The sequence below is a fragment of the Flavobacterium pedocola genome (genome assembly GCF_053764385.1).
The window spans coordinates 705,684-727,417 of sequence record NZ_JBSNCR010000001.1 but is presented as its reverse complement, the minus strand read 5'-3'; the positions used below and the strand labels follow the sequence as shown (position 1 = coordinate 727,417).

Below are 21,734 nucleotides of genomic sequence, written 5' to 3'. Positions count from 1 at the left end.
TTTAATTATTGTATAATTTTTATTTCTTCACCGGTTTTTTTTATTCTTATTCTGATATTTTTATATTCCCATTTTTCACCATTCTTATCGGCTGAAATATCCATTTTTCCGTTTCCATTTTTTCCAGAAACCCTAAATGTAGCAGTAACAGTTTTATTGTTGTTGGAATATACTGAATTGCCTTCCATAATTGCAAGCTTATCAATTGGTTCTAATTTTCCTAAACGTAGAATTACCTGATTGTTTTTATTTGCTTCATCAATGGCATTTTGGCAAAGGGAAGGATCGGCATAAGTTTGAGCAAAATCACTTAAACCACTTAGATTTGAATTGATTATAAGGATAAAAATTAAGACAAATCCAGACAGTGGGATAAACCATTTCCAGTTTTTTTTCCACCAATTTTTTTCAGTAATCAATTCGTTATCCATTTCTAAATTTTATTTTACAATCCAGGTTTATATTCAATTTTGGCTCACTTGCAGTTAATTCCCAAATATACCAATAAACACCTAAACGCCCTTGCATAAAACCGCTGTTGTGCGTAGTTTTTATTTCTTATTTAAGTAAATATATTTCAAATCACATTCAGCCAATTGGACATAGTAATTCATTGAATTTCCGGTGTTTTGAATTACTATTTGGTTTTCATAAAGTATTCCTTTAAGATCTTTTGGAAGTTCATACTCATTTTCAATTTCTTCACCATTTTCGTCGTATTCAATGGTGCCTTCATATTCACTCCATTGTATCCCTTTTAAACTTAAATAATAACCATCTTTTTTTTCATTTAGACTTACGGAAACCTCACCTGTCAAATCTTTTTTCGGTGTTTTGAATTTATATTTAAGAGTTTCATTTTCCTTGAAAATCTCAAGTTTGATTTGACATTCAATTTCATTTTCTGTGGTCAAATAAATTCCTTCGATGTTAAACAAAAATCCATTTTCACTTAAAAGCGGTTTTGTTTTAGGTTTTTCTTGAGCTTTCTTTTGTGTGTCAATTTGGGTAATAGCGCTATTTGAATTTTCGAATTTATTTTTTTCATTGGTACCGTTGCACGAAATCAAAATTAAAAACAAGATGAGTGTTGGGTTTAGTTTTAGCATTTTTCTTAGAATTATGTACAACGTCCCGCCGGCTTTAAGAAGTTGGGGATTTTTGTTCCCAAACCATTCCATTAAGACTGAAGCCAAATATACAAAAAGCTCTTTCCATTAAACACCGAAACCCCAATTTCTTAAAACCGCTGTTAGTGGCAGTCGTTAATTAATACAAATCGGCAACTTTAGTTTCAATTTTATCACAGTGAATAATTTCAGTCATTCTGTAACCACCTTCAATATATGATCCATTAGACTTAACTGTTTGCCCATCTTCAAAAATGACTATAATTCTGTATGAACTTTCTCCAGGAGAGTTAAAGGCAACATTAGCATTTTCATTATCAGCTAAATTTGTCATTTCAGTTTTGCCTCGTTCATGTTTTACCTCTATCGATTTTATGTTTTTTCCACTTCGATTTTTTAAAATTATACAAACATCTCCTTTTGATAAATTCTCACAAGAAGAGTTTGCCTTGTCACAAGAAAATAATACTAAGCAATTAATTATTAAAAGAGAAACGAATGCTTTTAAGTTCATATAGTTATATTTCTTAAGTATGGTTTTTCGCAACGTATTATACGATTGCCACTAACTCCCAAATATACCCAAAAACATCAAAAGAAGCTATTGGAATAAGTGAGAAGTAAATTCTGTAGAGTTACTTACTATCTCCATTCTCAGCAGGTTCATAATAAAGTAACATCGCTCCAGAATCAAATGGTTTTGACTTTATAAGTTTAAGAACGATCCTTTCGCTGATTTTTTTAAACAGGGGCAAGCCGCTTCCTGCGATTACCGGGTGAACACAAAGCTGGTATTCGTCTATTAAATTAAGCTTCGTCAATGCTGTAATTAAACTCGGGCTGCACACGAAAATGTCTTTACCGGCTTGTTGTTTAAGGGCAGAAACTTCTTCTTTAAGACCTTGCGTGGCCAATCTTGCACTTTTCCAATCTACTTGTTTCATAGTGTGGGAAAAAACGATTTTGGGCACCTTGTCCATTGCTACGGCAAATTCATCCATTGCTTTATCGCCGGTTGGATTTTGTACTATAGGCCTCCAATACTCCATTAGCTGATAAGTGATCCTTCCATAGAGAACAACGCCAGCTTTTTCTAACAGTTCGGCATAATAGCGATGTATTTCTTCATCCGGGTCAATTACGGTATGGTCGCAATAACCGTCAAGAGTCATGTTGATGGCAGCAATTACTTTTCTCATGGTGTCTTTTTTAAAGTCCTGTCGTTTGCTTGAGCGAGTGTTGTAACGTCCCGCCGGCTTTGTGTCAGACAAGGATTTTTGTTACTGATGTTTACAAATATACCTAAAAGTTTGAAGAGAAAAAGTGAAAATTAGGAGAGAAGTGCAAACACTGACCTTTACCAATAAATCCTAAAACTCCACTTGCACAAACCAACTGTTATAGCCAGTTTTTGTTATTCAAGCGTAAATCTGACACTAACTTGTGATTCAAATTTCAATTTTTGAAAATCCACTAAAATTGGTTCTGCTGCTCTACTGCCATAAATACTTGCTGCTCCTCTGATTTGTATACCAACTACTTGTCCCTGAAGTTGAGAAAGCACAGTGGCAGAATTATCAGATATAAAAATTGCTTTTCCTGCTTTTTGGCCGATTGGATTCGCAAGTTTGTTGGCATATTTTTTTGCTTTCAATATTGCTGAAGATTTTAAATTTTCAATCAGTTCTTCAGCTTTTGAGTATTCAGTTTTAGCAATTTCCACATTTGAAATGCCTACATTTTCAAGTTCAACCAAAACTTTTCCAGCTGTAACTGCATCATGAACCAATAATGAGTAATTTTTTACCTTTAAGATATTTTGACCTTTGAAAAAGTACTTTTTGAAATCACTATTATAATCAAGTAAACTAAGGTTTTTCTGTGTATTTATATTCAACTTTTTTAGGGTTTGCTCTAGTGTGATTTCTAACTCTTCAGTTGATTTTTTATTTTTACTATCATTTTCGTTGAGTATAATTGTTATATAGATATTGTCAGGAACAACTAAAGTATCTGATTTCGCTGTTGTTTCTATATAAGGATGATCAATAAAGTTTTTTTCTTGACTAAATACATTATAAGTTGTTAATAATGAGATTGCAATTAAAGAAAGTGTTTTCATAAATTTCATTTGATTAGTTTATTATAACTAAAGATGCTAATTTTTAGCAAAAGGTTGGGAGCAAGGTAAAAAAAATACCTATAACGTCCCGCCGGCTTTGTGTCAGGCAGGGATTTTTGTTACTGATTTTCAGATATACCTAAATGTTTAAAGAGAAAAAGTGAAATTAGAGCAAAGACTTTAAAGCGGAATCGTTCCATTAAGCACCGGGCTCTGCCATTTTATAAATCCGCTGTTAGCAGTAGTTATTATTGATTTTATTTAAAATTCTCGTTTTCTAAATTCCAATATTTCATTCCATTTTCCGTCTTTAATTCTATAAAATTAAATTTTGTCAGTAGATTTATGGAATTTGTATTTTCTGTCAAACAGTTTGCAGTGATTTCTTTTACCATTTCATTTGAGAAAGCCCACTTTATAATTTCTTTTACAGCTTCTTCAGCGTATCCTTTTCGTCTTTCTTCTTTAATTATTCCATAGCCAATATCAATGTTTCCTGCGTTATAATTGAATCCTTTAAAACCCAAATCTCCAATTATTTCTAACGTTTCTTTTTTGATTATCATCCAAGATTCGTAGCCTGTTGGATTTTTAACTTTTGATAAGTTATTAATTATTTTTGGCAATGTTTCAATGACATCATTGTCTGGCCAACTTTTTCCTTTTTTTAGATTCAAAATTTCCAAATCACTATAGTCGTCATTTAATAAATTCCTACAAATTTGTAATGTAAATGGAATGAGTATTAATCGGTCAGTTACTAATTTATCAATTTCAAGACTTTTAATTTTCACTATTTTGGCTTATTTATTTCTATTTAGGATTTTGTTGTGCTAAAATTACTGCTAACACACAAATATACCCAAAAGAGTAAAAGATGAAAGTTGAAAAGGAACGAAAGTTTTATTCCTTTCAACGTTACTTAGTGTAGTTAGCGGTTACTGTGATTAATGTTTAAGTCTTTTCGCAACAATTGTACCAATAAACGAATAAACAATGCCGGAAGTCATGCATACTAAGGTGTAAATTAATCCCCTTAAAGCAGGATTCATTTTTACGGATATTAACGAGTTGTCAATTTCTTCCTTTGACAATCCCGGGTTGTCTGAAAGAAGGGCCTGTTCACTAAATTGGGCTATTTTGGCAGTAAGCTCCGGATCAATATAATTATTAAGGATCACAATGTAGACGGTATATAGCAAACCGCTCAGTAAACCGGCAAACAGTCCAATTTTAACAGTTCGGTTAAATGAAAATGATGAAGAATCCAGCCTTTTAAACCGGAGAACGGCCAAGAATACCGTTATGGCAAAAATCATCCAGTAGACATAGCTTAGCGATTGATCACCTCTAAGTATCATCCCTGTTTTATATCTTATGATTCCGATACTGACTACTACAACTCCTAAAGAAGCACCACAGATCAAGCCCATTTTTAAAGGCAGGTTTTTATTTTGACTCATCTTATTTTCTTTTTTAAAGTAAGACGATAACGGGTGCCAAAATGTTACAGAAATTTATAAGATTTGTCTTAGAAGTCTTTCCTAACTTCATTTATTCAATTTTACTCCAACCCGGTAAATCCTTTGCTTGGGTTAACCACGAACGTAACTGCTCCTCATCAAACTCGGAGTCGTTATGGATATCGATTCTTCGTGCCTTATAGTCTGAGGTTCTGTTCCAGGGACCTGCCATTTTTGCCACCGGAGGTTCCGGGTTCAAAAGTGTTCCGGCAATAAAACCAACGCCAACAGAGTCTTTAAACGACCACATGGCAAACATCCAGCCTTTATCAGGAAGTCCGTAAAAAGGGATGCCAAGTGGTTGTGAAGGCTTATGCCACTTTGTGGTACATACTATGTCCGGAAGAATTTCCCGGATAAGTGTATCAACACGTATTACTGTTAAACTATGCTCAGGTTTTACACTGTCAATCCAGGCTTGAACACTTTTATTACCTTCCATGGTTTTTTAGATGTTTTATTTTAATAATTGGTGTTAACTCCGAAACATTTCTAAAAGTTCAAAAGAAGAAAACATTTAAATGGTACAGTAATACCATTACTGAGAATTCTTCCAATTGTTGTATTCAAGAACAACTGAAACGATTTCGTAATACGTCACTTTTTTAGATTCAATTTTGGCCGCAAGTTCCGGAAAATCTGCAAAGTATCTTGGTGCGCACAACCTAAAAACCACGTTGGGGTTTACTTGACCGTTAACGTAACTTGAAAGCACTGATGCAGCTGGCTCATCCATTCTTTTACCATAGTAAGTAACCCCTGTGGAAAAATAACTCATGCCGGCACCCATAGCGTGGGTTACATCCTGATAAGTGTCGTAATATAACGTTACCGGGCCGCGCATGCTGACCATCATAAAACGTGGTGACTTAGCAATTTTAGCCTGTCTTGGGCTTTTATAATAGGTTACGTTGTCAAAGGAAAGAGGAATGCCACTGTCGGTTTTTAGCACAATACCTTTTACGTCAATATTTGGAATTACTTCTTCGTTACCGTTTGCATCAATAAGGACTATCTTTTTATTCAGATTGAAGGGATGTTTAATTTTTCCTTCTTTGGTTGATCCGTCTTTCATCACAACAGTAAGTTCGCTGAATTTAGGGCCGGAGTTAGCGAAGGACTTCTGAAACCCTATAGATAAAATAGAAATCAATAAAAAGAATGCAATTCGTTTCATGTGTTTGGCATTGTGTTAATTGGTTTGTTATTGTTGTTGACTGGTTATTTCTGTTTGAAAATTAAAAGAGAAAAGGTTTTATTCGAAATCACTGCAACCCGAGTTTTTTCATCATTTTATCAATACGTCTTTTATTCTCTTGTTGCAATAGTGACGGGTACAAATTCATCAGGATGTTTATGATCATGATAGTGAACCCGAATAAGTACTGGGAATTATAACATTTTATGAAAACAAAAATGCTTACGAAAGCAAAACCGATTAAATGATCGATTTCTGAAATCGTCATTTCGGCACGTAATTTAGTTATATCCGCTTTTTCGACTTTCTTTTTCAGTTTCAGTTTTTGATTGAAAAATTTAAAGAATGTATTTTTTACGATCCACTTAAAAAGGTCCAGTCCGATAATTTTATTCAGTTTATGACTTTTGATAAAATTTAAATTGGATAAGTTATTGTGGTAGAACGCTGTTTTTCGCAATACAGCATTAATAATCATTCCAACCATCCAGGAAATAATGGCTATTGAAATGCTAAAGGACATATATTTATAAATCATGACAGACACTTATGACTAGCCACAAATATACCGAAAAGATTGAAAGAAAAAACTGAAAATAAAGGCTTTGTTTGATGGTGCAAGCAGGGCTAAGCCATTTTATAAAACCGCTGTTAGCTGCTGACTTTAATCATTAGAACTGTTTTTATATAAAGTTGAATTCCCATTATAATAAACATTAATAAAGTTACTATAAAACTTATACCAATAATCATAAACGGTGCTATTCCGCATTCAAATCCTCTAGCCTCTAAACTTTTTGAAGTGATATTAAATCCTAAAAAGGTTAAGAATATTTGAAATATAAAACTCAAAAAACAAACTTCTCTAAAACTTAAATCAGCAGTATTGGAAATAGTTTTTTTTTCATAGAAAATTTGAAAAATTATCGGTAAGATTATCAGTAAAAAAGATAAAATTATAAAGAAATCCATTGCTAAATATTGTTTTAAGCGTCTGTTTATTAAAATTACTGCTAACTCCCAAATATACCAAAAGTCTGGAAGAAGATTGTGATTAAATAGGAGAGAAGTGTTAGACTTGGTTCTTCAATTCCCCTTCATTTATAAAACCGTTTTATTGGCCCTTTTTCTCTTTCGCTAATATTTCTTTAATAGCCTTTTTGTAGTCAGCTTCGTAGGTGACTTTTCCGTTTTCATCTTCGCCATCATAGATTACAATATTAAAGTCTTTTATGGTATCGCCTACAATTTTGTAAAAGCTTGTCCAATTTCGGCCAGACATGACCATATTGTCAATAAGGTCATACTTGGGAAGGTAATTAGGGTTTTTTATTTCTTGAAAGCCTTTAATTTTTTTTATTGACGCTGAGTTTTTGTCGACAAGATATAAGTTGTAAGTCCAGTTACTTCTAACGTCGGAGATATTTTGAATTAGAATGTCTTTCACATTGTCATTGTTAAAGTCAGCAAACCTGACTTCCTGAACGGTGCTATCAATGGTGTCCCGATAGATTTCAGATTTTTTAGCATTTTGCTGCCTGTTTACAATAAAGATAAACTGATATCTTGGTTGGTGAAGCTTGTTCGTGTCCAGCGGAATTAGTTTTAATGATATTCCTTTATCTTTATAAACGGAATCACAATTTATTTCTTGTATTTCAGAATCGTTAACCGGATTATTTGTCAAACTATTTTGATATGTTTTTGTAGTGTCTATTTTTGTTTTTACACTGTCGATTTTGGAGGTTTCCGTATTTTCTCTGACTTTATTACAACTGGTTATCGTGGCAAGTAGTGTCAATATGAAGATTGATTTTGTAAACATTGTTGTTGGTTTTAAAATAGCTATAACGTCCCGACGGCTTTACTAAGTTTGGATTTTTGTTGCCAAAGCAATCCATTAGGACTGAAGCCAAATATACAAAAAGCGCATTCCACTAAACACCTAAGTCTTAATTTCTTAAAACAGCAGTTAGCCACAGTTTTTATCTCCAGGAAATCACTTTATACTTATTGTAATTGATATCCATATCATGCATTCTTTCATTTAAGGCAGAAATACCATTTTTTAAATAATTTACCTGCTCCTCATTTGTCAATTGATGAAAAATATCAACGCCAACAGCGATGTCTTTTGAAATCGAAATTTCATAAGTCAAATCTGGATTTTTGTATATCACGTATTCTAATCCTTTATAATCTATAACGATTCGATGTTTAGGTTTAATCCCATCAATGTTGATAAGTTCTCTACGAATTAGCCGATATTTTTCTTCTTCTTTCTGATTGATTGATTCTGTATAATGAAAAAAGAGAGTATTGCATTTTTTGCATTGAAAAATATCACAGCGATAATAAGGGTAAAAATCTAAATCAATCAGTGAGTTGGTTTCTGAATAAGTGAAATTTTCTGCTTGATTTCCATTTGCTTTAACGTATCCAAATTTAATGAGAGATGATTTAAAGTGCTCATTTCCATTATTCCATTCTAAATATTCAGAATGATCACAGCTACCAGAAGCAGTTTTATTTGATGCTAAAAAATGTAATAGGTTGTTTGAATCAATTATTTCCATAAAATTGTGGCTAACGTCACGCCGGCTTTCCTTCAGCAGTTGCTACGCTTGTGCATTGTATCGATATGTAAATTTAATTTTGCTGCTAATTATTTTTTCAGCTTAGCCATTGCTCTAACAGGAAATGTTCCGACACCTTTAAATTTTGGTGGAATTGCACTAAAAGTGAAACCGTCTTTTGGTAATAAAAAAAGATTGCAAAGATGTTCAACAATTAATATTTCAGCTCCTAAAAGTGTTGTATGAACGGGCCTTGTTTTACCTAATGTACTGTCAATATTATGAGAGTCGATCCCAACTAATTTAGCACCGGAATCTCTTAAATATTTGGCCGCTCCTTCTGTCAGGTAAGGATGATTCTCATAATACTTTTCGGTGTTCCAATTGCTGTCCCAACCTGTATGAATCAAAACGGCTCTGTTTTTAACTTCGTGATTTATTAAATGGGCTTCCGTTATTTCCAACGTTTCTGAATACGGTACACTAATTACAATTGCATCAAGATCCGTGAAGCTTTCTAAGCCAATTTCCGAAAGGTCTTTCCCGTGTTCAAATCTGTGAAAAGGACAATCGATATAAGTTCCGGTGTTTGCTACCATTTCAATTTTACCAATTTGAAATTGAGTTCCTTCGGCATAAAATTTCTTTGAGTCTTCTCTGCTCAAATAATCACAAATAATTGGTGCCGGTAAGCCTTTGTATGTTACAAGACCGTGTTCTATTGTATGGCTTAAATCAATCAATAGGCCAGTTTCTGTATGCTCAGATTTTACTGTTTTGTCCATTTTTCTCTTTTTTTGTTTGTGAGTTATGACTTAGATGCCGCTCTACAATGACCGTTACTACTCAAATATACAAAAAGATTAAAAGAATAGTGTAAAAGAGGGAAGGTTTTGTTTAAACCGTTGTTAGCAAAGGTTCGATTTTATTTTTTCAATATCTATATCGTTTACCCCGCTGATACTTAGGCCATATTTTACGCCAATAAAATATTTATGTTTAAAGTGTATTTTTAAATCACTTCCAATAAACTGAAGTTTTGTAATATAAAACTTTGTTAGGTATGAATAATTACTGCTTTCATTTGCTTTAAGAACAAAAGGACCAACATAAGTTTTAGGTAAAGAATTTCTTAAGTAAATATATACTTCATCATTTGTAAAAGTAAATTTTGCGTACTGATAATTTTCTCCAAAATCTATTATGAAGGTTCTTCTATACATTGCCCAGATTCTTAGGTCACTGGTTTCTATATAGTTTAATCCGAGTTTAGTCTTTATTTTTCTTCTGTCTTTATTTAAAAGTATAAGCCACTTTATTACAAAATAGAAAATTGTAATTGTAAAGATCAAAGAAAATAGTAATTGTAAGTATTTCATTTTTAGTTATCTGTGATGAATTTCTGCAAACTCCCAAATATACCAAAAAGTTAGAAAGAGGAATAGAGGCAAAGACTTTAAAACCTAATCACACCGGTTCCACAATTGTTTAAACCGCTGTTATTCGTTGGAGCTTTTATTTCTGAGTTGATGTTTTGAAGTTCAGCTTTAGTCAAGGATGTCTCTAACGTAAACTTTTGTGCTGTCTAAAGTAGTCCAAATAGTTTGAATATTTCTACTGTCAATTGTAGCGTATTCGTAAACCATAATTGTGTCGCCTAATTTCGTCGGGTTAAACCAGTCTAAAGTTTCACTGTGTGGAATTTTTCCATCCAATTTTGCCGTAGCGAGTTTTACTGCCGTGAATTCGTGTCTTGATAAAATTCGCTTTAATTCATTTGGGCAGGTTTCAAAATGCAGCCAGATTGCATAGTCAATTTTAGGAACAACCTGGTCTTGATAGTTTAAAATCTTAATGCAGTTCGTTTGTCGTTGGTCAAATAGTGCGTCATAAATTTCGTCACCCGTTCTTGGTTTTAAAGTTTCTGTCACTTTGTTGTAGGACTTATTTACAAACGTAAATACCGTCCAACCTGTCAAACCGATAAAAATAAAAAAGCATAAAAATGAAGTCACAATAAGTTTCTTTTTCTTTTTGGTCACCCCCAAAATAAATGTCACGAGGAAGAGCAGAAAACTCAGTCCTGAAATACTTATCAATAGTATTAATTCCTTCATCTTTTGTTTTGTGTTGTTGTCTGATTGCGTGTCGCAGTTGCCTGACCACTACCCCTCAAATATACTGAAACGTCACACTTCAAACTGCTGTCGTATAAAGTATTTAATCGGTTAGTGTTAATTCTACAGCCAAAACACCATAATTGTTTAAGTAGGGGGTTGGGGTGTTTCCGGCTAAGATTGCTTCTTTTTGCCATACGCCATTTTTATAAGTCCAGCTATTCATATTGGTTTTAGCAGGTAAAAGACCAACTTTTGGTTCGTATAGGCTTATTTCTTTTCTTTCCTTTGAATTTGGCATTTGAAAAGATGCTTTAAATTCGTTTTCATCTATAATCAACCATTCATAGCTTACGAAAAGTCCTTCTTTGGGGAACATTATATTTAAATCAGACAAATCAATTTCTATGTTATTCACTCCCTTTTTTACAATTCCGATTATATTTTGTTCGCTTAAAGTATAACCTGGCATGCCAAGTGAGTCGCAGGAATACAAACGGATATTGAATTTGGCGTTTTTTATGTCACTATAAATACGCAGTTTGATTTTATTTAAAAAAGGAGTTTTTAAGAGTGTGGGATCAAAAGGAAAAAATCTGGCTTTTATTTCAGGATTATTGTTAGCGGCATAATAATAGCTAATTTCAGAATCTTCAAATTTCCCAATTACATTTTTAGTTTTTCCTTTTTTTGAAGCAATGATTATTTCATTGAGTTCTACTACTTTGGGAGTTAGTTTAATTAAAGAGGGAATATCAGTTATGTTTATTTTTTTAGTTTCATATCCTACCGAAGATAATACGATTGTCTTTCCAATTGGGGTATTGATTATAAATTCACCTTTTTCATTAGCTGTTGTTCCAATTTGAGTATTCTCAACCCATATATTTACGAAAGGTATTCCGAGTAATGAATTTTGATCAACAACTTTTGCTTTTATTTGTCCTAAGCTAATAGTTGTTTTTAAAATAAATATAAATAGAATTAGTTGTTTCATACTATTGTGTACAACGTCCCGCCGGCTTTATAAAGTGGGAACCGTTTTTGTTTATTCTTTTTCGCAATTATTTTGAACCCAATTTACATCACTATAATCGGAGATTATTTTACCTTTTTGATTTAGACGCACGTAAATGTTTTTTTGATGATTGCTGTCAGTTTCCAATTGGGTTTTATAAACATCGACTGGCTCTGTGTGTAGTATATAACTATATTGATAAGTTGTATTCTCAAACAAATTTTGGGTATTGATGATTTTTACATCAGAACTTTTTTTCCATTTGTCAATTTTTATCTGAAGTACTGTTTCATAGGATTTGTTTAGCAGGATAGGTTTTACTTTAATCAATTTATCTAATCTGCCTTCACAACTATCAGGGATAAAATTTCCGTTTTGAACATATTCGGAAACATCAATCATTTCAGGAACCATATTGTTCATTTCATATTTTTTCTTCCCGTTACAGGACGAAATGAATAGAAAGACGGATAAGATCAATATTGATAATTTCATTATGCTGTGCTCAGTTTGTAAAATGGTAGTTAAACTCACGATGGCTTTAAACTGGTATTAATCAAACATTTTACTTGTTGCGTGTTGAATAATAAAATATAGGGTAATCGTTTGTTTGTCGCTAAGTTTAGCTTCAAGAATGTCAAGAAAGTTATTGTTTTTATCTCTGCCAGAACCCATAGTTCCGATTTTAGCTTTAACAAATTTGCGTATAAAATCCTGCCCATCTGCCGGGCCTAAAGCAAATGTAGGTGTTTCCGGAGTCGTACCATTACCACTGTAATACATTGCCTCAAATATTCTATATCCTTTATAGGCATAGTGTTCAGCTTTTCCTTCGTCACCAAGTTTATGGTAAGAATAGGCTATTTCAAAAAGCGTTTTAACACTAAATGGATGTGACTTGATAAATTTTAAACCTTCATCAAGTGCTTTTTGGTAATTATTCTCATCATTCAGATCATAAATTTCCCTTTCTTTATGAATGTCTTTGTAAGGTTTGTATTCAGATTTATTTGTGTAGCCAATTAGTAATGCTAAAACTTGATGATCAGTTAGTGTAGTGTCATTTACAAAAAAACGTTTTTGAAGATTGTCATAAAACAATTCGCTTTTTGGATCTTTTGTTTTTTCCAGAATGCTTTTAAAATCATTATGATAATTAAAAGTTGTTTGCCCGTAAAGAAATTGTCCAAAAGCTATGAACAAAAGAAGAGTTAATGTCTTGATTTTCTTTATCATTATGTTTGTTTTAAAATGGCTTCCAACGTCCCGCAGGCTTTATACAGTGATTGATTTTTGTTATTGAATTTCAAATATACCGAAAAGATTGATTGATTTCAGCTCGTTCTATCATGAACCGACGTTAGTTATTGTTTAAAACCGCCTTTAGCTTTAGTTTTATTCATTGTTTAATATGTCAATAATTGTTTCTTTTCGAGCATTTTCTTTTAGCAGTTCTGTTAGATTGCTTTCGAATATCGTCCAACGTTTTTCATTTCCAAAAGTGATATGGAGATGTTTGACAAAACGTTTTATGTCAGTTTGGTTATCTGTTAACAATAAATATTCAAATAATTCTTTGTAGTTATTCAGCCCATTTTTATCAATCATTAAATCTGTCAAATCGCTTGTCTGTTTTACATTTTCAAACATAACAATGACTGCTTTTAAGTCCTTATTAATTGTCAGGTTTAAAGGATGCAAGTCTGTTTCCTCTGTGATAATGTAACCGTCATTTGGCGATTTTGTAATTGAAGAAATTCTAGTCCCAAAATAACAGTCATACTCTTTAGGCTCTAAAAGTTCACCCCTGCCAATTACTTTGTCAATATTAGTTGAATGAATACCACAATTAACATAGAACTCTGTTTGGTCAAAAGTGTTACCATGACTATTTTGGAAATTTATCAAAAAAATTAAGTCATCTTTCCTTTTATAGAAATTCATTCCTTTTTTAGTAAAGCCATTTTGTTTTAGTAATGGTTTTACAACATCCGCAATTAGTTGATTAAATTTTTCCTTCATGTGTTTGGTCTGACAAAATTACCGCTAAAGTCCCGACAGCTTTAAGAAGTTAGGGATTTTTGTTTCCGAAGCATTCGATTAAGACTGAAGCTAAAAGTACGAAAAGATTGTTCTGTTAAACATTGAAACTTCAATTTTTTAAAACCGCTTAAATTTAGACTTTAATCTATTCCAGAAGGAATTACTACTTTGCTTCTGATTATCTTCTTGAGCATCTTTGGTTATGTTAAAAGTTATTGAAGATACTCTTCCATCAATATATTCAACTTTATCTGCTATTTCGGCACCTGCATCTAAAAATTCTTGAACAAGTTTTTCCGATATTTCTCTTGCGCCTTCCCAATCTTTGGAATCGTAAACTAAATCTCTACCTTCCGACAGGTTTATATTGAATTTATTTTTTAGCAACCTCATGGTTTCAATTGGGGAAGCTCCCAAAACTTTTAAGTCTGTTATAAAATCAGAATATTTATAAAATTCAGGATTGGTTTCTGTATTGATAAGTTTATCTTTCAGATATCTTTTAGCTATTTCTTCGGCTTTATTTCTCGACGCATTTCCTCCAATAAATCTTTGGTCATATTCATTGGAACTATCAATTTGGTTTTCGTCATCTAACATATCATAAACACACCACCACCAATAATCATCATCCATCCATTCGGCACGAAGTAATAAGCCAGCCCAATTTGCGGTGCAATCATCATTCAAATCACCTTTCCAAATGATAGGTTGGTGAAAATCCCTATTTAATATGTTTGTTTTCATCGTTTTCTGAAATGACATACAACCCCAAATATGCCCAAAAGTTCATAACAATGAAGCTGAAAGGTGGGAGGGCGTTGTTAAAACCGCTGCTATGGGCTGTCTTTCTTGTTTACCTGTTTGTAAATGTCCGGTTATTACTCACCCCACAAATGATAAATTTTCAATTCCGTTCCGTCTGTACTTAATACTGCAAAACCGTTTTCAAAAGTCTCACGGGTATTTCCCGGCTCAACTGCTAACCAAGTCGTTTTGAAAATAAATATTTTATTATCGCTTGATGTCAGTTTTGGTAAAATGTTATCGTTGAATAGGTCGAGTGAATAGTCGTCATTTTTCAGTTTAGAAAAACTGCTTTTGGTTAAAGTGTCTGCCGAAAACGAAATGCTGTCTAAAAGTTTCCAGTCATTTTTATCTGCAAATGCAATTAGTTCTTTATCAGTAAAAGTATTGTTTGTTTCACTTTCCCAGTTTATTTCTCTGTATCCGCCCCAAGGTCCCTGGTTGCTGTTATTAGTCAACATTAAGTCTTTATGAAAGTCTGTCCAGAAACCAGCAGGCATTGTCTTGCTGCAAGAAGTTACTAAAACTGACAAGCCAATGATGGTCAGTATATGTTTTATTGTCCGTTTCAAGATTGTCTGTCTTTTTAGGGTTGTGTCGTCTTTAAGGGAGGTGCTAATGTCCCACCGCCATTACGAAGTTGGGGGTTTTTGTCCCGAAACATTCGATTAGGATTGAAGTAAAATGTACAAATTAAACACTGAAACCTCAATTTATTAAAACCGTTGTTTGCGGCTGTTATTTTTTATTAATTCATTTAAAACTACTTATTTAATCAAAAGTAAATATTGAGCATCATCATGTAATCCAATTGTAAATATAAATCCTTTGTCATAATTGATAATCTCAAAAGCTCCTTCATTGTCTAGTTCCAGGAGTACTTCATGCACTGCATAATAACCTGCAAAAGTGTAGGCATTGTCAACTTCTATATATCCATCTATTCCATATTCTCCCTCATCTTCTAGTGTTTCTTGATATTCTTCGGGTAAATTATCATAATCTAATTGCTCAAGATTATCATAAAATGATAAGGTAATAGGGTTAGGGCCATAATAATCATAAACTACTTCATAAGTTTCTCCAAAGTCAATCTGTCCTAATTCAATTTCTATAGGTTCATCCGTAATAATTCCATAGGGGTTTGCTTGTGTATCTTTTTCATGATAAAAACTGCCATATTCAAAATGAATAGCATTTAATTTTCTCGGATCATCAGTGCTATGTTTTAAAGAATATTGTATGCCATCTAAAATCTCCTGTTTTAATTTTTTTTTGTATTTATCAAAATCATAATCTTTTAGTTGGTCAAAAATTTTTTTAAAAAAATCATCAACATTTTCAGTTGATTCAAAATCTGAATAACACTGATACTTTAAATTTCTAAGATGATTCGTTATGTCATTATTTGTCATTTTTTTAAGGTTTTGTTATAATTGAAGTTTGTGACCTGCCGGCTTTATAAAGTGACGGACTTTCCTTACTGATGTTCACAAATATACCGAAAAGTTAGGTAGAAAAAAGTTGAATAGAAGCAAAGACTTAAAAGTGAATCGTTCCATTAAGCACTAGCTCTGCCATTGTATAAAAGCCTGTAACATGATGTTACAACCCGAATGGTTCATGATGCAGATAATAATTAAACTAACTATTGCCATACTGATTAAGAAAATAATATGACTCATTAAAGAGAGAAAAATAGTTTTCCATCTTGGAAGCATATTGAAAAACTGAATATTTGTGACAAAATCAAAGACAATATCAAGTACATATATGAAAAAAATTATTTTTTTTATTTCTGTAGGTTCGTTAAAGTATAGAAGCAACGGAAGCGTTATAATGTGTATGAATAATCTTTGTGATGCTTTAAAGGTATTAAGTGTAAGAAATTCGACCAGGTTATATTTTGATCTGTGAAAACAAATATAAGTGCCTAAAGTGTAAAACAGGATGGTTCCAAGGGTAATCCAGGAAAAGTGAGTTGAAACCCATTCATTATAAGCTTCATAGTTAAACAAGTCATTTTGTTGATTAACAAATGGTTTTACATTGTCAACTTTGAAAGAATGATAAAGTAAACCATAAAAAACAGCGAGAACAATGGCTAATGAAACTGGCTTAAAATGTTTAACTCTCTTACCTTCAATGAATTCTCTGATGGAATGTCCGGGTCGCGTGAATAATTCTTTAAAAGAGTAAAGAATCCCCTTATCAAAATGAAAAAGCCCATGACATAAATCATGCCACAAGAAATGAAAGTCAAGACACTCACTATCAAACGGTTGTCCACATTTATTGCAAAAGTTTCCTTCGAAAATGTTTCCGCAATTTTTGCACTTGACTTTCATGAGCTGTCTTGTTGAATTTAATTTTCTGCTTTTTGATATTCTAATGTTCCCATTATGTCAGAAGTTATCACTCGCTTTTGAGTATCAAAATAGTCAATATGAAATTTTATGGGAATAATAAGTGTTGAGATAATAGTTAATTCTGAGTTGTCTTTCGAAAGTTTCCATTTACTTTTATGAATTTCATCACCAACAATGCTTTGGAATTCACCATTAGCTAAAAATAACTGGAAGACTTGATCGGATTTAAAGGTAGATTTAATATCTTTCTCTTTGCCGTGTTGTGTCCATTTTACCAATTTCCACTTTCCAATAAGTTCTTTAGAAGTTTGTGCAGTTGATGTAAATCCTACAAGGCAAACTAACAATAATAGAATTTTTTTCATTGTAGCGTTGTTTAAAGTTACAACATAAAGGTAAGATTTTTTTTCAATTTAAGCTAACTCCCAAAAATATCCAAAAGTTCAAAACAATGAAGCTGAAAGGAGGGAAGGCTTTGTTAAAAACGGTGTCACTTCTTACTGATTTATCGCTTCTTACTCGCTTTAGCTTCTGGATTAAAGTCGAGGCAAAGTTGTAGCCAATAATTTAAATCTTTAGTGCTTTTGTGTCCGTTTTCAGTAACGAAGACATAGCCTTTCATTGCTTTTCCGGTAAACGCCATCGGAATTACGTTTTCCATTTCCAGTGCTTTGGCGTAAACCTCTTCACCGATTCTGCAAAGCAAAAAATCTTCACCGCTTTCCTTGTCAATATGGGTTCCGCAACACATTTTATCATCGACCATGAAACAGACACCGCTAAACATTTTCTTCTCGTAAAAGTCAGCGTTCTTTTGTTGGAAGAATTCCCGAATCCGCTGAACGGTATTTTCGTTGAAAGCCATATTCCTTGGTTAATTATCTCATTATCTTAATCCTCCCCAATCTGCAAAGTCATTGCACTTTCTTCAGTAGGGTAAACCATTACTGCACGTTTATTTTTATCCAGTTTGCTTTCGTCCTCAATAATAATCTCGAAATCCAGCTTTCCGATTGTATATTTTGTTTCGTTGCCACAAATCATGGGTTTTTTTATCAGGGTATCTTTTGCAGTTATTACTTCAGCATAACAATACTGGTAAGTTTCTTCAAGTTTCAGCGGTGCTGTTGTTTCCCCTTTTTGTAAAGATTCGAAGTTAAATTCTTTATCGGCAATAATGACTTTAAGCTTTTTAATTTCTTCATTGCTCCGGTTTGTAAATTTTACTTCAACATGTGGCTTACAGGAAAAAAACAGGAAACTTAGAAGGAGTAAGAAGGGAAGGTTTCTTTTCATAAGATTGGGGAGTAGTGTCTAATTATCTCGTTTTATTTATAAATCTTTATGCCTAATCCGGCGACATTATAAACTTCATTATCACTTATCATTTTCCAAAAGTTTGTATTATCCTGCAATTTCGGCCTTTTCTTTATAAAATCCATTTGTTCGTTTTCTTCCTGTTCCCATATTTCGACCCCATTTAAAAATCGTGGTATTTCTATATAGGACATTCCCTGAAATTCAACTACAATATTTTCGTTGTCAAGTCCTTTGAATCGTAAGGTAGAATGTCCAAAATCAAATGATTCGAGTATTAGGATTTCAGGGGTTTTAAAAATTAAATTTTTCATATGGTTGAGCAGTATTGTCACATTATCTCATTGTTTTCAGCGAAAGGTATGCCGACATAATTTTCCTTATTTCAAATATTCAATCTTACGAATATACCTGCTTTTAGATTCTTTTTTTTCTTTTTGATTTGGATACGATTCCGTTACAGTTAATTCGATCCATTTTTTTTTAGCGTCAAATACATACTCCAACTGGTGGGTTATAAAATTGACATTATTTTCAAATAACCCTTCACTTATGAGAAATCCATTTTCATCATACTTTTTTTCTTTTTTTCTAGTTGAAGTGCCTATTATAGAATATTCATTAGTCTGAATTACTTTTTTTTCAGTGTTGAAAAATGTTTCTGTATTTGTACTTTTCTCTTTTTTCAGCATGTCATATTCAAAAACATCTTCCTTGTTCAGGCTTTTTGTTTTTGCGTAGGTGTAATGCGTTTTAAGAACAGTGTCGTTATAGGATTTACTTTCATATTGAAAATTACTTTCGTCGTATTTGTATAAATCTGTAATGGTTATAGGATGTTTCAAGTTTTTTGTAACTCTTTTAGTCAAATTTCCGTTCTTGTCATACTCGTACGATTCATCTATGGTTTGTGTATCATCGAAGTCGAACATTTTTACGCCGGTTATCTTATTCTGTTTGTTGAAAGTATTTTTGATTTCTGAAAGTTTATAACCTGATTCTGAAAATCTGGAAGAGGTTACAATATTTCCGCTTTTATCCAGATACTTGTAGGTGGCAAACTTGTTGGGTGCATTTCCTGTCCCGGCACCGTTACTGTTTTTTAATTCTGCCTTGTCTCTGATAACGAAATGGGTTATAAAATCATTTATATCGGCGCACCTGCATTCATAAGTTATGGTCAAGTCTTGTTTATAAATGTTTTTTTCCAGTTTGGTGCTCCCTCTTTGATTGTTTGTCTTTTTGCTTATGAGCCTGTTGGTCTTATCATAAACAGAAGCCTCAATTAAAATTTTTCCTTCAGTTGAATTTTCTCCAATTACTTTAAAAGTTTCAACAGATTTTACTTTGCCTTTTATCGGAACCAAATTCAGATACTCATTTTGGCCAAAGATGAAGTTAGATAGTAAAAAAGAGAATAGTAAAAATGCTTTTGTTTTCATTTTGTCTAATGTTGAATTAATACTACTTACTACCGTTTCTGAAGTATTTGTAAAACCATTTCGTCTCAACGGCTTTAAACAGCGTCGAAGTTTATCTTACTGTTACTTACAAATATACTGAAAAGTTGGGAAGAAAAACCCCACTTCGAAGAAGAATATTCCGTGAACATTAGTGATTAACACTGTAGCAGTTAATAGTACAAAACCGCTGTTAGCAGTAGTGATTGTATTTAATTCACAAAATCTAAATACCGTTTTCCTTTTTCGTCAGTATAGATTTTCAATTTCATATTCAGCTTCCCTGAGTTATGATATTTTTCTCCCATGTAATCGATAGGCATAAATGTTATTGTGTCTTTTTTGGTTATTACTTGAGCAAAACAATATGAGAATGAACCTGGGAGTTTTAAATATGTTGTTGATTCACCACTTTCTATATTTTCGAAGATTATATATTTTTTACCAGCATTAACCTTTAATGTTTTAAATTTCTCATTGCTTTGGTTTGTAAAAGTAACTTCAACTCCAGTTTTGCATGATGTTGTTATAATGAAAATTACAAATAGAATTATAGCGTTCTTTTTCATACTTAAGTTCTTGAATCATTACTGCTAACGTCCCGACGGCTTTATGCTGTGGCGGATTTTTTGTTACTGATGTTTACAAATATACCGAAAAGTTTGAAAGAGAAAAGTTGAAAAATTAGGAGAGAAGTGCAAGCACTGGCCAATCCAAAAAATCCCAAGCCCCGCCATAGCATAAAACCGCTGTTGTGCACAGTGACTAATTATTTTCAAAGTATGATCCAATTATTATTTCGTCCTTGGTGATTATTCCTCTAATACTTGAATTCCATTCAATTAACCATTCTGCAGCATAGCTTCCAGCTCCATCAGAAAATTGTGCTTTTAGTATATGGTAATTATCTCCGCTGTGAATAATTTTAAAAAACTTCTCGTTGATACCGTCACCAAACCAAGGATTATACATATTGTCAATTTGTAAATTATATGTCTTTTTCCCAATTTTTAATATGGCTTTTGATAATTTGAATTTAGGAATTTCTCCATCTGTCCCAAATAATGGTGTGTTATCTATCGATATAACAAAGTTATTGTTGTATTCTATATTGTGTTGCTTAGGATTAAAAACTTCTCTAAAGATTTCCAAGGAACAATTTTCATCAAGTATAATTTTTGCTGAATCTTTTTGACTCCAAGACGACAATGTAAAGAACAATAATATTAAGGATAATATTTTCATAGGTTTAGTTTTTTCGGCATTGTGCACAACTCACAAATATACCCAAAAGTTAGAAAGAAAAAAGTTGAATAGGAGCAAAGGCTTTAAAGCGAGCTCGTTCTATTATTAACCGGTGCTAGCCATTTTATAACCCGAGCGGAGCGAACTGACGAAGTAAACCGCTGTTAAGGGCTGGTTTTTATTTTTCTATTTTTTGTTGTCCATTTAGCAATCCAAATAAATAACATTGAGATGATAGTAAAAAGAGTTGTCATGATAATAATGTTTACTACTACTTTAATCAATCCAATGTTGGTTAGGTTTAGAAAAGGGTATGGAAAGAAATTGGAATAGTACCCTCGAATTAAAACATAAATTAAATATACTAAAGGGAATAGTAGCCAAGAAGGGATTTGTTGGTATTTTAGCGTGCTATTTTTTTGGTTTAAAAACCAGTAGACAATAACCAAAATTGGATTTACTGAATGAAGGAGTTCATCTACGATTTTTTGAGTTCCTGTTGGATTCCAAGTATGTCTTAAAATAATCTGATAAACCAATCCAACTATTGTTATATAAACTGTTATCGCGGTCAAAGTCCCCAAACTACTATGGATAGCCTTTTTATTTTTCAGGTAATTGTAAGTGAGATACGAAAAATAGACTGCAACAATACTATTCGTTAAAATGGTAAAGAAACTGAAAAAGCGAATGGTCGTTTCTAAAACGGAATTTGCCCTATTTGCCAACATTAAATCGTATTGAATAATAACGGCAAGCCAAGATGAAATAGCAATACAAAAAATCAGTATTTTACTCATTTTAGGTTG

Annotated in this window: 32 protein-coding genes; all 32 read right to left on the bottom strand. The window is 32.6% G+C overall.

Annotated elements, in window-relative coordinates; translation table 11 throughout:
* Positions 1-5: 5 nt before the first annotated feature.
* Positions 6-431 carry a cytochrome c oxidase assembly factor Coa1 family protein gene (locus ACWPKD_RS03590; protein ID WP_455411308.1) on the bottom strand — a complete coding sequence of 142 codons (426 nt, stop codon included), beginning with the start codon at positions 429-431 and terminating at the stop codon, positions 6-8.
* Between the two features lie 120 nt (positions 432-551).
* Positions 552-1,109: a hypothetical protein gene (locus ACWPKD_RS03585; RefSeq protein WP_455411307.1), complete on the bottom strand. Its 558-nt coding sequence runs from the start codon at positions 1,107-1,109 to the stop codon at positions 552-554.
* Between the two features lie 160 nt (positions 1,110-1,269).
* Positions 1,270-1,644 carry a hypothetical protein gene (locus ACWPKD_RS03580; protein ID WP_455411306.1) on the bottom strand — a complete coding sequence of 125 codons (375 nt, stop codon included), beginning with the start codon at positions 1,642-1,644 and terminating at the stop codon, positions 1,270-1,272.
* A gap of 121 nt (positions 1,645-1,765) precedes the next feature.
* Positions 1,766-2,329 carry a dihydrofolate reductase family protein gene (locus ACWPKD_RS03575; protein ID WP_455411305.1) on the bottom strand — a complete coding sequence of 188 codons (564 nt, stop codon included), beginning with the start codon at positions 2,327-2,329 and terminating at the stop codon, positions 1,766-1,768.
* A 215-nt stretch (positions 2,330-2,544) separates the two neighbouring features.
* The gene (locus ACWPKD_RS03570) at positions 2,545-3,252 is read right to left on the bottom strand and encodes an SIMPL domain-containing protein (protein ID WP_455411304.1); all 708 of its coding nucleotides are present in this window, start codon (positions 3,250-3,252) and stop codon (positions 2,545-2,547) included.
* A 257-nt stretch (positions 3,253-3,509) separates the two neighbouring features.
* The gene (locus tag ACWPKD_RS03565; protein ID WP_455411303.1) at positions 3,510-4,046 is read right to left on the bottom strand and encodes a GNAT family N-acetyltransferase; all 537 of its coding nucleotides are present in this window, start codon (positions 4,044-4,046) and stop codon (positions 3,510-3,512) included.
* Positions 4,047-4,199: 153 nt separating this feature from the next.
* A complete protein-coding gene (locus ACWPKD_RS03560) occupies positions 4,200-4,715 on the bottom strand; it encodes a DUF4199 domain-containing protein (RefSeq protein ID WP_455411302.1) in 516 nt (171 codons plus the stop codon).
* 91 nt (positions 4,716-4,806) lie between these two features.
* Positions 4,807-5,217, bottom strand: coding sequence for a DUF1801 domain-containing protein (locus tag ACWPKD_RS03555; RefSeq protein ID WP_455411301.1), 411 nt, complete (start codon positions 5,215-5,217; stop codon positions 4,807-4,809).
* A 96-nt stretch (positions 5,218-5,313) separates the two neighbouring features.
* Positions 5,314-5,952, bottom strand: coding sequence for a hypothetical protein (locus ACWPKD_RS03550; protein WP_455411300.1), 639 nt, complete (start codon positions 5,950-5,952; stop codon positions 5,314-5,316).
* Positions 5,953-6,040: 88 nt separating this feature from the next.
* A complete protein-coding gene (locus ACWPKD_RS03545) occupies positions 6,041-6,496 on the bottom strand; it encodes a glycosyl-4,4'-diaponeurosporenoate acyltransferase CrtO family protein (RefSeq protein ID WP_455411299.1) in 456 nt (151 codons plus the stop codon).
* A gap of 128 nt (positions 6,497-6,624) precedes the next feature.
* Positions 6,625-6,945 carry a hypothetical protein gene (locus ACWPKD_RS03540; RefSeq protein ID WP_455411298.1) on the bottom strand — a complete coding sequence of 107 codons (321 nt, stop codon included), beginning with the start codon at positions 6,943-6,945 and terminating at the stop codon, positions 6,625-6,627.
* Positions 6,946-7,087: 142 nt separating this feature from the next.
* Positions 7,088-7,798: an XAC2610-related protein gene (locus ACWPKD_RS03535; protein WP_455411297.1), complete on the bottom strand. Its 711-nt coding sequence runs from the start codon at positions 7,796-7,798 to the stop codon at positions 7,088-7,090.
* Positions 7,799-7,958: 160 nt separating this feature from the next.
* Positions 7,959-8,549, bottom strand: a complete 591-nt coding sequence (locus ACWPKD_RS03530; protein ID WP_455411296.1) for a hypothetical protein — start codon at positions 8,547-8,549, stop codon at positions 7,959-7,961.
* A gap of 89 nt (positions 8,550-8,638) precedes the next feature.
* The gene (locus tag ACWPKD_RS03525) at positions 8,639-9,334 is read right to left on the bottom strand and encodes a cyclase family protein (RefSeq protein ID WP_455411295.1); all 696 of its coding nucleotides are present in this window, start codon (positions 9,332-9,334) and stop codon (positions 8,639-8,641) included.
* Between the two features lie 123 nt (positions 9,335-9,457).
* Entirely contained in the window at positions 9,458-9,928 is a 471-nt protein-coding gene (locus ACWPKD_RS03520; protein WP_455411294.1) for a hypothetical protein, read from the bottom strand.
* A 168-nt stretch (positions 9,929-10,096) separates the two neighbouring features.
* Entirely contained in the window at positions 10,097-10,666 is a 570-nt protein-coding gene (locus tag ACWPKD_RS03515) for a hypothetical protein (protein WP_455411293.1), read from the bottom strand.
* A gap of 103 nt (positions 10,667-10,769) precedes the next feature.
* Positions 10,770-11,663 carry a carboxypeptidase-like regulatory domain-containing protein gene (locus ACWPKD_RS03510; protein WP_455411292.1) on the bottom strand — a complete coding sequence of 298 codons (894 nt, stop codon included), beginning with the start codon at positions 11,661-11,663 and terminating at the stop codon, positions 10,770-10,772.
* Positions 11,664-11,714: 51 nt separating this feature from the next.
* Positions 11,715-12,107: a hypothetical protein gene (locus ACWPKD_RS03505; RefSeq protein WP_455411291.1), complete on the bottom strand. Its 393-nt coding sequence runs from the start codon at positions 12,105-12,107 to the stop codon at positions 11,715-11,717.
* A gap of 129 nt (positions 12,108-12,236) precedes the next feature.
* A complete protein-coding gene (locus ACWPKD_RS03500; protein WP_455411290.1) occupies positions 12,237-12,920 on the bottom strand; it encodes a DUF4919 domain-containing protein in 684 nt (227 codons plus the stop codon).
* Positions 12,921-13,079: 159 nt separating this feature from the next.
* Positions 13,080-13,706 carry a DUF4304 domain-containing protein gene (locus ACWPKD_RS03495; RefSeq protein ID WP_455411289.1) on the bottom strand — a complete coding sequence of 209 codons (627 nt, stop codon included), beginning with the start codon at positions 13,704-13,706 and terminating at the stop codon, positions 13,080-13,082.
* Between the two features lie 138 nt (positions 13,707-13,844).
* Positions 13,845-14,474 carry a hypothetical protein gene (locus tag ACWPKD_RS03490; RefSeq protein WP_455411288.1) on the bottom strand — a complete coding sequence of 210 codons (630 nt, stop codon included), beginning with the start codon at positions 14,472-14,474 and terminating at the stop codon, positions 13,845-13,847.
* Between the two features lie 134 nt (positions 14,475-14,608).
* Positions 14,609-15,106: a hypothetical protein gene (locus ACWPKD_RS03485; protein ID WP_455411287.1), complete on the bottom strand. Its 498-nt coding sequence runs from the start codon at positions 15,104-15,106 to the stop codon at positions 14,609-14,611.
* A gap of 195 nt (positions 15,107-15,301) precedes the next feature.
* Positions 15,302-15,949: a hypothetical protein gene (locus ACWPKD_RS03480; protein ID WP_455411286.1), complete on the bottom strand. Its 648-nt coding sequence runs from the start codon at positions 15,947-15,949 to the stop codon at positions 15,302-15,304.
* Positions 15,950-16,102: 153 nt separating this feature from the next.
* Positions 16,103-16,882, bottom strand: a complete 780-nt coding sequence (locus tag ACWPKD_RS03475; RefSeq protein ID WP_455411285.1) for a DUF3667 domain-containing protein — start codon at positions 16,880-16,882, stop codon at positions 16,103-16,105.
* A 17-nt stretch (positions 16,883-16,899) separates the two neighbouring features.
* Positions 16,900-17,268, bottom strand: a complete 369-nt coding sequence (locus tag ACWPKD_RS03470) for a hypothetical protein (protein WP_455411284.1) — start codon at positions 17,266-17,268, stop codon at positions 16,900-16,902.
* Between the two features lie 140 nt (positions 17,269-17,408).
* A complete protein-coding gene (locus tag ACWPKD_RS03465) occupies positions 17,409-17,768 on the bottom strand; it encodes a TfoX/Sxy family protein (protein ID WP_455411283.1) in 360 nt (119 codons plus the stop codon).
* Positions 17,769-17,794: 26 nt separating this feature from the next.
* Positions 17,795-18,199 (bottom strand): hypothetical protein, encoded by a 405-nt coding sequence (locus ACWPKD_RS03460; RefSeq protein ID WP_455411282.1) that lies wholly within the window; start codon positions 18,197-18,199, stop codon positions 17,795-17,797.
* Positions 18,200-18,231: 32 nt separating this feature from the next.
* Entirely contained in the window at positions 18,232-18,534 is a 303-nt protein-coding gene (locus ACWPKD_RS03455; protein WP_455411281.1) for a hypothetical protein, read from the bottom strand.
* Positions 18,535-18,600: 66 nt separating this feature from the next.
* Positions 18,601-19,662 (bottom strand): hypothetical protein, encoded by a 1,062-nt coding sequence (locus ACWPKD_RS03450; protein WP_455411280.1) that lies wholly within the window; start codon positions 19,660-19,662, stop codon positions 18,601-18,603.
* 230 nt (positions 19,663-19,892) lie between these two features.
* The gene (locus ACWPKD_RS03445; protein WP_455411279.1) at positions 19,893-20,249 is read right to left on the bottom strand and encodes a hypothetical protein; all 357 of its coding nucleotides are present in this window, start codon (positions 20,247-20,249) and stop codon (positions 19,893-19,895) included.
* 196 nt (positions 20,250-20,445) lie between these two features.
* The gene (locus ACWPKD_RS03440; protein WP_455411278.1) at positions 20,446-20,925 is read right to left on the bottom strand and encodes a hypothetical protein; all 480 of its coding nucleotides are present in this window, start codon (positions 20,923-20,925) and stop codon (positions 20,446-20,448) included.
* A gap of 164 nt (positions 20,926-21,089) precedes the next feature.
* Positions 21,090-21,725 (bottom strand): Pr6Pr family membrane protein, encoded by a 636-nt coding sequence (locus ACWPKD_RS03435; RefSeq protein WP_455411277.1) that lies wholly within the window; start codon positions 21,723-21,725, stop codon positions 21,090-21,092.
* Positions 21,726-21,734: the final 9 nt, after the last annotated feature.